At 70.4% G+C, this 13,231-nt stretch carries 12 protein-coding genes; 4 read left to right on the plus strand and 8 right to left on the minus strand.

Annotation, left to right across the window (positions count from 1 at the left end; all coding sequences use genetic code 11):
• Positions 1–1,560 (plus strand): FadD3 family acyl-CoA ligase, encoded by a 1,560-nt coding sequence (locus G528_RS0101925; protein ID WP_026917498.1) that lies wholly within the window; start codon positions 1–3, stop codon positions 1,558–1,560.
• Between the two features lie 64 nt (positions 1,561–1,624).
• Here the strand turns inward: G528_RS0101925 and G528_RS0101930 are convergent, their stop codons facing one another.
• Positions 1,625–3,163 carry an AMP-binding protein gene (locus G528_RS0101930; protein WP_026917499.1) on the minus strand — a complete coding sequence of 513 codons (1,539 nt, stop codon included), beginning with the start codon at positions 3,161–3,163 and terminating at the stop codon, positions 1,625–1,627.
• Between the two features lie 152 nt (positions 3,164–3,315).
• Here G528_RS0101930 and G528_RS0101935 point away from each other — a divergent pair, with 152 nt between their 5' ends.
• Positions 3,316–4,170: a helix-turn-helix transcriptional regulator gene (locus tag G528_RS0101935; RefSeq protein WP_026917500.1), complete on the plus strand. Its 855-nt coding sequence runs from the start codon at positions 3,316–3,318 to the stop codon at positions 4,168–4,170.
• A gap of 103 nt (positions 4,171–4,273) precedes the next feature.
• On the opposite strand, the gene lysS is transcribed toward G528_RS0101935, so the two are convergent.
• The 3 genes from lysS to G528_RS16085 form a co-directional block, all read right to left on the minus strand.
• Positions 4,274–5,740, minus strand: a complete 1,467-nt coding sequence (lysS, locus tag G528_RS0101940; protein ID WP_084637974.1) for a lysine--tRNA ligase — start codon at positions 5,738–5,740, stop codon at positions 4,274–4,276.
• Between the two features lie 107 nt (positions 5,741–5,847).
• Entirely contained in the window at positions 5,848–6,321 is a 474-nt protein-coding gene (locus G528_RS0101945) for a hypothetical protein (protein ID WP_026917502.1), read from the minus strand.
• A gap of 247 nt (positions 6,322–6,568) precedes the next feature.
• Positions 6,569–7,588, minus strand: coding sequence for a hypothetical protein (locus tag G528_RS16085; protein WP_051198216.1), 1,020 nt, complete (start codon positions 7,586–7,588; stop codon positions 6,569–6,571).
• Between the two features lie 203 nt (positions 7,589–7,791).
• Here G528_RS16085 and G528_RS0101955 point away from each other — a divergent pair, with 203 nt between their 5' ends.
• On the plus strand, positions 7,792–9,450 hold the full coding sequence (locus G528_RS0101955) for a TIGR03767 family metallophosphoesterase (protein ID WP_026917503.1): 1,659 nt from the start codon (positions 7,792–7,794) through the stop codon (positions 9,448–9,450).
• Between the two features lie 128 nt (positions 9,451–9,578).
• Positions 9,579–10,001: a hypothetical protein gene (locus tag G528_RS0101960; protein WP_156890321.1), complete on the plus strand. Its 423-nt coding sequence runs from the start codon at positions 9,579–9,581 to the stop codon at positions 9,999–10,001.
• A 12-nt stretch (positions 10,002–10,013) separates the two neighbouring features.
• Here the strand turns inward: G528_RS0101960 and G528_RS0101965 are convergent, their stop codons facing one another.
• Genes G528_RS0101965 through G528_RS0101980 form a run of 4 tightly spaced genes read right to left on the minus strand, consistent with a single transcriptional unit; the run spans position 10,014 to position 13,106 of the window.
• Positions 10,014–10,817: a type III pantothenate kinase gene (locus tag G528_RS0101965; RefSeq protein WP_026917505.1), complete on the minus strand. Its 804-nt coding sequence runs from the start codon at positions 10,815–10,817 to the stop codon at positions 10,014–10,016.
• A 14-nt stretch (positions 10,818–10,831) separates the two neighbouring features.
• Complete coding sequence (gene panD, locus G528_RS0101970) at positions 10,832–11,257, minus strand: aspartate 1-decarboxylase (RefSeq protein ID WP_026917506.1); 426 nt, start codon at positions 11,255–11,257, stop codon at positions 10,832–10,834.
• A 5-nt stretch (positions 11,258–11,262) separates the two neighbouring features.
• Positions 11,263–12,177: a pantoate--beta-alanine ligase gene (gene panC, locus G528_RS16090; protein WP_051198171.1), complete on the minus strand. Its 915-nt coding sequence runs from the start codon at positions 12,175–12,177 to the stop codon at positions 11,263–11,265.
• Complete coding sequence (locus G528_RS0101980; RefSeq protein ID WP_026917507.1) at positions 12,174–13,106, minus strand: Rossmann-like and DUF2520 domain-containing protein; 933 nt, start codon at positions 13,104–13,106, stop codon at positions 12,174–12,176. The genes panC and G528_RS0101980 overlap by 4 nt, the downstream gene beginning before the upstream one ends.
• Between the last annotated feature and the right edge of the window lie 125 nt (positions 13,107–13,231).

Here is a 13,231-nt window from a genome sequence, read left to right on the forward strand (position 1 = left end):
ATGCTTCCGACACCGCTGACCACCACCGCCGCCCTGCTCGACGCCGAGTCGCAGTGGCCGGAGGAACTCGCGATCGTCGACGACCAGTGGGCCGAACCCGTCTCCCTGACCTGGGCGCAGCTCGCCGACCGCGCCCGCCGCTTCGCCGCCGGACTGGTGGAACTCGGCGTCCGACCCGGCGACCGCGTCGCACTGTGGGCGCCCAACAGCCACCACTGGCCTGTCGCGACGCTCGGCATCCACTCCGCGGGCGCCGTGCTGGTGCCGCTCAACACCCGGTACACCACCCACGAGGCCGCCGACATCATCGACCGCGCCGGGGCGCGCGTGGTGATCGCGTCGGGACTCTTCGCGGGCATCGACCGCCTCGCCGAGGTGATGGCCTCGCCGATCCCCGCCGGCCGAACCGTCATCTCCATCCCGCTCGAGGACGACGCCGCCCACGACGGCGCCGTCACCTGGGACGCCCTGCTCGACTCGGCCACCGACGCCTCCGTCGCCGTGGTCCGCGAACGCGCCGCCGCGGTCCGAGAGGACGACCTGTCCGACATCCTGTTCACCTCCGGCACCACCGGAGCCCCCAAGGGGGTGATGGCCGAGCACCGTCACACCCTGCACGGCGCACACGCGTGGGGCGCCAACATCGCGCTGCGCCCCGGCGACCGCTACCTGATGGCCAACCCGTACTTCCACACCTTCGGCTACAAGGCCGGCATCCTGCCGGCGCTCCTGTTCGGCGTCACCATGCACCCGTTGGCCGTGTACTCCCCCGCCGACGCGATGCGCGCGGTCTCCCGCCACGGCATCACCGTGTTCCCCGGCGCGCCGACGATCTTCCAGACCATTCTCGACGATCCGGCGCGCGCCGAGCACGACCTGTCGACCCTGCGGGCCGTCGTCACCGGCGCGACCATCGTCCCGGTGGTCCTCATCGAACGACTCCAGTCCGAGCTGGGCGTCGACACCGTCGTCACCGCCTACGGGCAGACCGAGACGAGCGGCTTCATCACCACCTGCCGCCCCGATGACGACGCCGTCACGATCGCGACCACGTGCGGCCGCGCGTTCGACGGCATGGAGGTCGCGCTCGGCGAGGTCGACGAGAACGGCGCGGGCGAGGTCCTCACCCGCGGAACCATGGTGATGCGCGGCTACCTCGACGATCCCGCGGCGACCGCGGAGACCATCGACGCCGACGGCTGGCTCCACACCGGCGACGTCGGGCGGCTCGACGCCGACGGCAACCTGACCATCACCGACCGTCTCAAGGACATGTACATCTGCGGCGGCTTCAACGTCTACCCCGCCGAGGTGGAGCAGGCCCTCGCGCGGATCCCGGGCGTCACCGAGGTGGCCGTCATCGGCGTCCCCGACGATCGCCTCGGCGAGGTCGGGAAGGCCTTCCTCACCGTCAGGGACGGCGCGCGGGTGAGCACCGACGACGTGATCGCCCACGCCCGCGAACACCTCGCGAACTTCAAGGTGCCGCGTTCGGTGGAGATCATCGACGCCTTCCCGCGCAATGCGTCGGGCAAGATCCTCAAACGGTCGATGCGCTGAGGTTCGGTCGTCAGGCCCCGTCGCGGAGCGACACCGGTCAAACCCCGTCGCGGAGCGACACCCGTCAAACCCCGTCGCGGCGGAGCAGGAACCGCTGGATCTTTCCGCTCGGCGTCTTGGGCAGCCCGTCGACGAAGTGCACGGTGCGCGGATAGGCGTGCTTGGAGTACTCGTCGCGGACGAGGTTCTTCAGCTCGGCCGCCAACTCGTCGCCCGCCTCGTAGCCGCCGTTGAGGACCACGAAGGCCTCCACGACCTCGCCGCGGATGCCCTCGGGGTCGGGACGGCCGACGACGGCCACCTCGTTGACGGCCGGGTGGCCCGCCAGGACGCTCTCGACGTCGAACGGTCCGATCCGGTAGCCCGCGGCGAGGATCACGTCGTCGTCACGGGATGTGAACGCGAAGTAGCCGTCGGAGTCGACGGTGCCGGTGTCGGCCGTCAGGTACCAGGCGCCGTCGGCGGTGAACCGTTCGGCCGTCTTGTCGGGCGCCGCGTCGTACCCGGTGAACCAGAGCAGCGGGCTGCCCGCCACGTCGATCGCGATCTGCCCGTCGACGAGGCCCGCCGCATAGCCGGGCATCGGATGCCCCATCGACCCCGGTTTGAGCGGCTGCGCCACCTCCGGATGCCAGTGGTTGCCGATGACCATGCCGAGTTCGGTCTGCCCGTACTGGTCGCGGACCTCGCAGCCGAGTTCGCGCACACCCCACGACACGATGTCGGGCGTGAGCGGCTCACCGGCCGACGACGCGCGGCGCAGCGTGATCCCCGACAGGTCGGCGCCGGCCCGCATCGCCCGGTAGATCGTCGGCGCCGCGGCGAAGTTGGTGACACCGAATCGGCGGATCACCGCCACCGTCGACTCCGGTGTGAACCCGGTGTCGAACAGCAGGCTCGTTCGGCCGGCGACCATCGGCGCCAGCAGCGCGTAGTACAGGCCGTACGCCCATCCCGGGTCGGCCGCATTCCAGAAGACGTCGTCGGCCGACACGTCGAGCGAGTAGTGCAGGTAGGTCTGGAACGACGCGAGGCAGCGCAGCGGCACCGGGACGCCCTTCGGCTTGCCGGTGGTGCCGGACGTGTAGAGCTGCACCAGCGGTGCATCGCCGCCGATCGCTACGGACTCCGCGAGGGCGTCGGCCGTCGTCGACTCGGCGACCAGCTCGTCGACGTCGAGCACCGTCACCGTCTCGATGGGATCGACCTTGGCACGCTGGCCGGCGTCGGTGACGACCACCTCGGCCTTGGCGCCCTCGGTGCGCAGTTCGATGGCGCCGGTCGCGAACGCCGTGAACAGCGGGACGTGGACGGCGCCGAGACGCCACAGCGCGAGGAGCGTGACCACCAGGGCGCGCCGCTTGCCGAGCAGCACCGGCACGCGGTCGCCGCGGCCGACGCCGTGCCCGCGCAGGACCGTCGCCATCCGCTTCGACTCGTCGGCGAGTTCGCCCCACGTCATCGACACGGCCGTCAGATCCGGGTCGACGAGGGTGAAGGCGATCGCGTCCCGGTCGTGCCGGTCGCAGAGCAGATCCGCGGCACTCGCATCGCGGGCGCCGTAGGCCTCCAGCCAGGCTCGGGTCTGCTGCTCCGCGTTCATAAATGGTCTCCGTTCGATGGTGGTCGCACTTGTCTGGAACAATCGTTGTTGTGACGCCCACCACCGACAACCCTCCGAAGAGGGGTACACCGCACAGGGGTGCTCCGAGCTGGGGTGCTCCGAGCAGGGGTACTCCCCTCGGGGGCGACGAATTGGCTCGCCAGCTCCGGCGGCCGCTCGAGCGGCTCCGCGAACGCAGCGGTGCCCACCTCACATTCGCCGGTCGCGTGGTCTCCGGGCGCGACGCACACGGCCGCGGTGCCGCCGACGAGACCGACGGCGGGACTGGCCGGAACATCGAGTTGAGTTACTTCGACGGCGATGTCGTCGGACCGCTGCGCGGTCTGCTGCTCGACTACGGTCACGGGCTCGGCGGTCGAGTCCTCACGCGGCGGCGCGCCACCGCGCTGCACGACTACTTCCAGTCGCCGCTCATCACGCACACCTACGACGCGATCATCCGCGCCGAACAGCTGTACTCGATGGTCGCGGCGCCCATCATCGTCGGCACCAAGCACATCGGCGTGCTGTACGCGGCGCGGCGCAGTCGCCACGATCAACTCGACGCCGCCCTCGACGCCGTCACCGACGAGGCGCGGGCCGTGGAGCAGCAGCTGACCGTCTCCGAGGTGCTCGGCACCCTCCGCACCGACGAGGATGAGCACGAGCTCGCGTCGTGGCGTGCCCGGGTGCAGCAGTCGCACGCCCGCCTGCGGTCGTTGGCCGACGCGGTGTCGGACGAGACGGTCCGTCGGCAGATGTTGGAGATCGCGGCGGACCTCGCGGGCGACGCCCCCGGCGACGACGTCCCCGTCCACCTGACGCCCCGCGAGCAGGACGTCCTGTCGCTGCTCGGCGCCGGCCTGTCGAACCCGGCCATCGCCGAACGGCTCGGCATCGGCCTGCACACGGTGAAGGGTTACGTGAAGTCGCTCCTGCACAAGCTCGACGCGACCACCCGTTTCGAGGCGGTCGTCAACGCTCGGCGGGTCCGTCTCATCCCCTGAGCAGCCGTCTCCTGAGCAGCCGTCTCCCGAGCAGCCGTCTCCCGAGCCCCCGTGCCCTGCCTCGCCGGAGCGAAGGCGGCGTCTGCCTCTTCCCCGCCGACGGTCAGTGGCTCGGCTTCACGAGCGGGAACAGCACCGTCTCGCGGATGCCGAGGCCGGTGATCGCCATGAGCAGCCGGTCGATGCCCATCCCGGTGCCGGCGGTCGGCGGCATGCCGTACTCCATCGCCGCCAGGAACTCCTCGTCGAGAACCATCGCCTCATCGTCGCCCTCGGCCGCGAGCCTCGCCTGGTCGACGAAACGCTCACGCTGGATCACCGGGTCGATGAGCTCCGAGTAGCCGGTGGCCAGCTCGAAGCCGCGCACGTACAGGTCCCACTTCTCCACGACACCCGGGATGGATCGGTGCGCGCGGACCAGCGGCGACGTCTCGACGGGGAAGTCGCGGACGAACACCGGCTCGTCGATCGTCGACCCCACGAGGTGCTCCCACAGTTCCTCGACCAGCTTGCCGTGGCCGTATCCCTTGTCCTTGGGGACGTCGAGGCCGACCTCCTCGGCGATCGCGAACAGTTCGTCGACCGTCGTCTCCAGCGGCACGATCTCGCGACCCAGCGCCTCCGACAGCGACGGGTACATCGACACCGACTTCCACTCGCCGGACAGGTCGTACCGGGTGCCGTCGGGCATCGTCGGCGTGAGGGTTCCGGTCGCCGCCAGTGCGACGGCCTGCACGAGTTCGCGGGTCATCACCGCGGCGTCGTCGTAGGTGCCGTAGGCCTGATAGGTCTCGAGCATCGCGAACTCCGGCGAGTGCGTGGAGTCGGCGCCCTCGTTGCGGAAGTTGCGGTTCACCTCGAACACCCGCTCCAACCCGCCGACGACGGCGCGCTTGAGGAACAGTTCGGGTGCGATCCGCAGGTACAGGTCCATGTCGAAGGCGTTCGACCGCGTCACGAACGGTCGCGCCGCCGCACCGCCGTGCAGCGTCTGCAGCATCGGCGTCTCGATCTCGAGGAAGTCGCGATCGGTGAGGAATCGGCGGAGTTCGGCCATCGCCGCCACGCGGGTGCGGGCGACGGCGCGCGCCTCGGGGCGGACGATGAGGTCGACGTACCGCTGTCGGACGCGCGACTCCTCGTTCATCTCCTTGTGCGCCACCGGCAGCGGCCGGAGCGCCTTGGACGCCATCTCCCACGAGTCGGCCATCACCGAGAGCTCCCCGGTGCGCGAGCTGATGACCTCGCCGTGGACGAAGACGATGTCGCCCAGGTCGGTGTCGGCCTTCCATCGGGCCAACGAGTCCTCGCCGACGCCGTCGCGGCTCACCATCGCCTGCAGCTGGGTGCCGTCGCCCTCCTGCAGGGTCGCGAAGCACAGCTTGCCCTTGTTCCGCAGGAAGATGATCCGGCCGGCGACGCCGACCTGCTCGCCGGTGGCGGTGTCGGCGACGAGGTCCGGATGGGCGGCGCGGATCTCGGCGAGACTGTGGGTCCGCCCGATCTGCACCGGGTAGGCCTCGCGTCCCTCCCCGAGCATCCGGTCGCGCTTCTCCCTGCGCACACGCATCTGTTCGGGAGTCTGGTGATCGGAACTTGCTGCGTGGGCCGCGGAGGCGCCGGAAACCTGGTCAGTCACGCACCCTAGATTAGGGCCCGGCGGAGTCGGCTGCTAAATCAGTGCGCGTCGTAGAGGCCGAGCGCGTCGTCGTCCACCGCCCCGGTGAGTCCTTCGGCGCGCAGGGCGGCGTAGCCGCCGACGACGAATCGGGCACCGTGCACTCCGCGGGCCTGCAGATGCCAGGCCAGCATCTCGGCGTCGTAGCCGTCGGTGCTGACGATCACCCAGCGGGAGTCGGCCGATGCCGCGCGCAGTCGGCGGGCGGAGTCCGGGGACAGCAGGTCGAGGGCGGTGTCGGGAGCAGCGGTGCCGGAAGCAGCGGTGCCGGAAGCAGCGGCGTCAGGGGCAGCGGTGTCGGAAGCAAGGGCGAGCGCGCCGACGAGGACGCCGTCGGCGGCGCGCGACGATGCGGAGCGCAGGTCGACGGCGACGGCGCCGTCGCTCAGCGCATCGAGGTAGTCGCGGGGTTGCAGCGACAGCGGGATCTCGACGTACGAGGTGGTGACGGGTGCGCGGAAGGCGAGAGTCATGGCGAGGGAGTCCTCAGGTGATCGAGACGAGCGGGGGTGGGCGGGGCAGCCGACCGCACGGGGCGGCGACTAGCGGCGACAACACTCCAGAACGCTCTTGATCACGACTGCCACTCTGCCACACCGCACTCGCCCGCTCCACCCGTTTGCCTCACACTGATTTTTACTGTCGTTTCGCGGCCCGACGGCTTGTGCCGTATTTCGTGACCCGATTCGGGTAACGAAATACGGCACAACACGGCACACCTCATTCCAGTGGGCACTGGGGCGAGCAGCGGACCGCAGTGCCGCGCCAACCGAGGGCGCCCAGGATCGTGGCGACCTTGCCCGCGGTGCGGCAGGGACGGTCGACGGCCTGCCCCCAGCCGAGCCGGATGCTCGGTTTGCCCGCGAACACCATCGCGTCGAGGTCGCGTTCGAGGTCGGCGTCGCGCGCCGCGGCGTCGTCGTGGTGGGCGCGGCCGTCGAGTTCGACGATCAGCCCCCACTCGGGGTATTCGACGTCGCGGAATCCGCGTCGCCCCACCCCCGTCGGCGTCTGCCGCACCGATGTGGGCAGTCCGTGCGGCCGTTCCACATCGACGAGATAGCGGTGCTCGAGGACCGAGCACGTGCCGTCCCGGACGTCCGCCAGCACGGCACCGATGAAGTCGCGACGCCCGGTCCGCCGTCGACTCGCCAGCGCCGCGAGCAGCCGGTCCGGGGTGGTGAGCCGTTCTTGGACGACGCCGGACAGACAGGCGATCGCCGCGAGGTCCGACGACGCCCCGCCCGCCACGTCCAAGACGGCGTGCTCCAGCCGGACGCGGGGTGGATGCGTGTGGTCGAGCACCCGCTCGGCCATGTGCCTGCTGTAGTGGACGACGATCCCCGGCCGTGGCGACACCCGCCTGCTCGCGTCGACGACCACGTGGATCGGACCGTGCACGGTCCCCGCCTGCGCGGTCGCCGCCGCCCTGCGCGATGCCGCACCGCTCGTCACCGCACCGCCGACTGCTGCGGCCCGGATCGCCGTCTCGTGACTCAGTGCCGCGGGCATCGCGTGCAGGACCGCGGCCCATCGACGTTGCCGGTCGGTCAGGGGCCCGGTGTGCTCCACGTAGACGCCGGGGTGGACCGCCACCCAGTCGCGGGCGCGCAGCCGTCGTCGCACGTGTGCGGAGCCGAGACCGCAGTCGAGCACCTGGCTCCGTGCGACGACGCCGTCCTGGTTGCGCAGGATCGCCTCGAGTTCCTGCGTCGTCTCGGTGTTCCGGAGAGTGGTCATCTCGTCACTGTCGCCGCCCGGAGCCCCGGACGGCAGCCGATGACGGTGGATGTGGATCGTTCCGGCGGTCGTCCACAGGTCCGCGGTCCAGCGTTGTGCCGTATTTCGTGCCCCGAATCGGGTAACGGAATACGGCACAACGGCGTGACGATCTGACACGATCCGGTTCCAGAACGGGTGTGGCCGGGGTTACAGTGACGGGCATGTCGAATCGCTACTCACGCCGTGCATTCTTGGCGACGTCCGCCGGGGTCGTCGCAGCCGGAAGCGCGTTCGCCGCGCGAGCGCACGCCGAGCCCGCCGCGCCGTCGGCCGCCGCGGGCACCACCCTCGCGAAGGTCGGTGTGCCGGGTCGGGCACGCAAGGGCGGTTACCGTCCGCTCGTCGCCGGCCCCGGCTGGCCGCTGGTGGTGCGGCGCGATCTGGCGACCGCCACCCCGGGACGCGATGGACGACGACGGGCCCTCGCCTCGTTCGTGCAGCTCACCGACATCCACATCGTCGACGTCCAGAGTCCGGCCCGATTCGAGTACGTCCACCAGCTGGCGCCCGGCGCGTTCCGTCCGCAGGAGGCGCTCGGCACCCAGGGCGCGGTCTCGCTCGTCCGGCGGATCAACGCGGTGCGGCAGGGACCGTTCACGGGACGGCGATTCGACTGCGTCGTCACGACGGGCGACAACACCGACAATCACGAGCACCTCGAACTCGACTGGTACCAGCGCATCCTCTCGGGCGGGGCGATCACCCCCGACTCGGGTGCGCGCGGACGCTTCGAGGGTGTACAGGCCACCGGCAGCTCGCAGTACTACCGTCCCGAAATCGACTCGTGGGACATCTACAAGGATCGCGGGTTCATCCAGATCCCCGGCCTGCTGCGCGCCGCGATCGCGACGCATCGGAGTCCGGGGCTCGACGTCCCCTGGTACGCGGTCTTCGGGAACCACGACGACCAGATGCTCGGCACGGTGCCCAACAACATCGTCGACTGGCTGTACGGCGGCGCGGTGAAACTCGATCTGCCCGACACCGATCCGGCGGTCGCCGCGCTGGCGAACGCGCTGCGATCCAATCCGGGAGCGCTCGGGCCGATGCTCGCCGGACTGCGCGTCACCGGGCCGACGGTTCCGGCGACGGCCGACGGTCGACGTCGTCCGTTCTCACCGCGGGAGTTCGTGCGCAGGCACTTCGATCCGTCCATCACCGGTCCGGGACCGGTGGGGCACGGTTTCGCCGACCCCGACGGCCCCACCTGGTACACCTTCCAGATCGCTCCGGGGGTCCTCGGCGTCTCGCTGAACACCACCAACAGTCTGGGCATCGCCGACGGGTCGATCAGCGCCAAGCAGTTCGACTGGATGAAGCGGCAGATCACCAGGCACCGCGACCAGTTGGTGATGATCTTCAGCCACCACACGTCGACCACGATGACGGCGAAACTGCCGAATCCGGAGACGCCCGGCGAGGAGCAGTACGACGGCGCCCGGCTGGTGGCGGAGTTGCATCGCCATCCGAACGTGATCGCGTGGGTGAACGGTCACACGCATCGCAACGAGATGATCCCGCACCGCGGTGCCGACTCGCGGCACAGTTTCTGGGAGATCAACACCGCCAGCCACATCGACTTTCCGCAGTTGGCACGGATCATCGAGGTCGCCGACAACGGCGACGGCACGTTGAGCATCTTCACGCCGCTCATCGAGTCGGACGCCGAGTACACCGCCGATCCGTCCGATCTGTCGCCGGCCGGGTTGGCGAGTCTGTACCGCGAGCTGTCGCTGAACGACGTCCATCGCGATCCGGAGCTGTTGGGGGCCGCCGCCGACCGCAACTGCGAGCTGCTGTTGACCGATCCCCTGCGCTGAAACCCCTGCGCTGAAACCCCTGCGCCGGTACTCCCTTCACATGTTCGCGTGAACGTGGACCGTTCGGTCGGTGACGCCGCCGTCGCGCGCGGATACTGATCCGGATCGGGTCGATGTGAGGAGTACCGGTGGGCAGGTCTTCGCGGTTAGCGGTCGTCGTGATCGCGGTGGTCGTGATCGCGGTGTCCGGCGCCGTCGTCAGCGGATGTTCGAGCGGTTCGGGGCGACCGCTGCCGGTTCCGGCCGGAACCACCGACGTCGACGGCTTCTACCAGGCGTTCTATCGCGCGGTCACCGACGGCGACACCGAGGCCTTCCTGGGGCTGGTGTGTCCGGGGGTGCGACCGGAGATCTCCCCGAGCACCTGGTTCGAGGAGAGCGACCAGCTGCCGCCGCCGGGTCGGGTGAGCACGGAACCCTATCCGTCGCCGACGCCGACGACCCGCGATCCGTCGGTCGCCGAGTGGCGGACGACGACGGCGGTCGGCGGCAGCGAACTCACGATCGACATCGCGCGCATCGACGGCACCTGGTACCTCTGCGAACGGTGAGCCGCCACCGGTTCAGCCGCGTGAGCGGGTGCGGCGGCTGCGCTCGTGGACGCGACGCAGGCCGTCGAGCGCCAGGTGCGGGTGGTGGTCGGTGAGACTGTGGCATTCGCTGAACATCAGCGGCGCGAGGTAGCCGGTGGCGACGACGGCCACGTCGTCGCCGTCGAAGCCGGGAATCTGGGTGCGGATGCGTTCGACGAGGCCGTCGACCTGGCCGGCGAACCCGAACAGGATGCCCGCCTGGAGCGCCTCGACGGTGTTCTTGCCGACCACGCTGCGCGGCGGCATCAGCTCCACCTTGCGGACGGTGACGGTGTGCTCACTGAGCGCCTGGACGGCGAGGTCGACGCCGGGGGCGATGGCGCCGCCGAGGAACTCACCCTTCGCCGACACCGCGTCGACGACGGTCGCGGTCCCGAACGCCACGACGATGCACGGCCGGTCGGGGAAGTTCTCGTGCGCCGCGAGGGCGTTGGCGACGCGGTCGGTCCCGACTTCCTTGGGATTGTCGACGAGCAGGGGGACACCGGTGCGCACACCGGGTTCGAGCAGGACGTGCGGGCCCGACGGGAAGTAGCGAGGCAGCATCTCGCGCATCGCACGCAGCAGCGACGGGACCGTCGACAGTCCCGCCACGGCGGTCACCTGTTCGATGTCGGAGCCGAGCAGACCGCGCAGTTGGAGTGCGAATTCGTCGGCGGTGAGCCCCTGCTGGGTGTGGATCCGCCAGTCGCGGACGAGTTCCGCGTGGTCGCCCTGGCCGGCGAACACCCCCAGGTGGATGTTCGTGTTGCCGATGCTGACGGTGAGCAGCACGGGTTGGTCCGCGCTCAGTTCACCGAGGCGGCCAGTCGGCGCGGGTCCTTGAGACCCGAGCCCTCCGGCACGTCGGCGGGGTCGGCGGTGAGCGCCATCGGCCGGTTGTCGGCGTCGACGAACACCACGTGCGGCGAGTAGTCGGCCAGTTCGGCCTCGTTCAGGATGCCGTAGGCGATGATGATCACCAGGTCGCCCGGGTGCACGAGATGGGCTGCGGCCCCGTTGATCCCGATGACCCCCGACCCGCGTTCACCGGCGATCACGTACGTCTCGAGCCGGTTGCCGTTGTCGATGTCGACGATGCAGACCTGTTCGCCTTCGAGGAGGTCGGCGGCGTCGAGCAGGTCGGCGTCGATGGTCACCGATCCGACGTAGTGCAGATCGGCCTGCGTCACCGTCGCGCGATGAATCTTCGAGGTCATCATGGTGCGGAACATTCGGGTCATCCCTCTTCCTGTGCTGTGAGTGCCTGGTCGCCTGCGCGCAGGTCGACGCCGATGGCGACTCCCACGTTGTCGATGAGGCGGGCCGGTCCGACGCGGGCCGCCACCAGCAGCCTCCCGTCGCCGGTCTCGGGTGGGTCCTGCAGGCCGCGCCCGCGGAGTTCGAGGTAGTCGACGTCGATCTCGGGGGCGGTGTCGAGGACCGCGCGTGCCGCCGCCAGGATGGCGTCGCGGCCGCCGGCCGCGGCGTGGTTGCCTGCCAGGAGCGCCGCCGAGAGGACGGTCGCGGCCTGCCGCTGCTGATCGGACAGGTAGCGGTTGCGTGAGGAGAGGGCCAGGCCGTCGGCCTCGCGGACCGTGGGGACGCCGATGATCTCGACGTCCATGTTGAGGTCGTTCACCATCTCGTTGATGAGGGTGAGCTGCTGGTAGTCCTTCTCTCCGAAGTACGCGGCGTGCGGCGACGCGATCGCGAGGAGCTTGTGGACCACGGTCAGCATGCCGGCGAAGTGCGTCGGCCGCGAGGCGCCTTCGAGGATGGCCCCGGTGGGTCCGGGGTGGATCGTGGTCCGCGGCCCCGCGGGGTACATGGCCGAGACGGTGGGCGCGAACACCAGCTCCACCCCGAGTGGTTCGAGGAGAGCGCAGTCGGCGTCGAAGGTCCGCGGGTAGGCGTCGAGGTCTTCGCCGTCCCCGAACTGCAGCGGGTTGACGAAGATCGACACGATCACGACGTCGCACCGCAGCCGCGCGGTCTTGACGAGTTGGAGGTGGCCTTCGTGGAGGGCGCCCATCGTGGGCACGAGGCCGACGCGTTTGCCGGTGCGGCGCAGTGCGGTCACGACGCGCCGCAGGTCGGCGGGGTCGCGGTGGACCGTCGTGCGGCCCGGTGCGTACAGGTCGGAACCGGTCACGCGGTCACCTCCGGGGACTGTTCGTGCAGGAGTTCGTGCATCTGCGGGCCGGCGCCGCTGCGGGCGGCGGCGCGGGCGGCGAGCGCGCGGTAGCCGTCCACCAGGTGCGGGTCGGGCAGTCGGGCGAGGGCGGCGAGGTGGCGGGCGACGGTGGCGGTGTCGTCGCGGGCGACGGGACCGGTGAGCGCCGACGGTCCCATCGCCAACACGTTGTCGAGGGAGGCCCGCACCAGCGGGCCGAGGATCCGTTCGGCGACGCCGGGGTCGGGGCCGTCGACGGTCGCGGTGTCGCGGTGTTCGCCGTGGGGTCCGGCGATCGCGGCGTCGAGTGCGGCGACGGCGTCGCCGATCAGTGCGATGAGGTTGTTGGCGCCGTGGGCGAGGGCGGCGTGATAGAGGGTGCGGTCGTCTTCGGCGATCCGCACGGGCGTCGCACCCATCTCCAGGACCAGGGCGGCGGCGATGGCGTCGCCGATCTCGTCGCGGGAGGTGATGCCGAAGCACGACGACGCCAGGCGTGCGGTGTCGTCGGTGGAGCCGACGAAGGTCATCGCCGGATGCAGGGCGACGGTGATCGCGCCGAGACGGGCGAGGGGTTCGAGGATCGCGGCCCCGTGGGCTCCTGCGGTGTGGGCGACGATGGTGCCCGGCGTCGGGGCGGCCGCGGCGATCTGGTCGACGACGCCGGGAAGTTCGGTGTCGGGGACGGCGATGAGGATGAGCGAGGAGTCGGCGGTGAGGGTCGCCGTGTCGACGATCCGGGCGTCGGGGAGCCGGGCTGCCGCGCGGGATCGGGATTCCGGGGACCGGGCGACCAGGGAGGCCACGTCGTGGCCGGCCGCCGCGAGGGATTCGCCGACGGCGGTGCCGACTCTGCCTGCGGAGACGATGCCGACACGCAGGCGCGCCGGTGCGATCGGTGCATTCACCGTCGGTCCTCCATTCGTTCCAGTCCCGGCTCTCGGTGGGGCCTCGGGTACCAGACGTTCCTGGACGAAGGATAGGCGCGCGTCACCGTGCGCGGCTACGCGGTGTGACAGTTTTCACCGGCCGG

This window comes from Gordonia shandongensis DSM 45094 (genome assembly GCF_000423025.1).
In the GTDB taxonomy this organism is placed as follows: Bacteria; Actinomycetota; Actinomycetes; order Mycobacteriales; family Mycobacteriaceae; genus Gordonia; species Gordonia shandongensis.

Coding starts and splice junctions, on each gene's coding strand:
- G528_RS0101925 (WP_026917498.1), top strand. CDS start 1: ATGCTTCCGACACCGCTGACCACCACCGCCGCCCTGCTCGACGCCGAG.
- G528_RS0101930 (WP_026917499.1), bottom strand. CDS start 3,163: ATGAACGCGGAGCAGCAGACCCGAGCCTGGCTGGAGGCCTACGGCGCC.
- lysS (WP_084637974.1), bottom strand. CDS start 5,740: ATGCGTGTGCGCAGGGAGAAGCGCGACCGGATGCTCGGGGAGGGACGC.
- G528_RS0101945 (WP_026917502.1), bottom strand. CDS start 6,321: ATGACTCTCGCCTTCCGCGCACCCGTCACCACCTCGTACGTCGAGATC.
- G528_RS16085 (WP_051198216.1), bottom strand. CDS start 7,588: ATGACCACTCTCCGGAACACCGAGACGACGCAGGAACTCGAGGCGATC.
- G528_RS0101955 (WP_026917503.1), top strand. CDS start 7,792: ATGTCGAATCGCTACTCACGCCGTGCATTCTTGGCGACGTCCGCCGGG.
- panD (WP_026917506.1), bottom strand. CDS start 11,257: ATGTTCCGCACCATGATGACCTCGAAGATTCATCGCGCGACGGTGACG.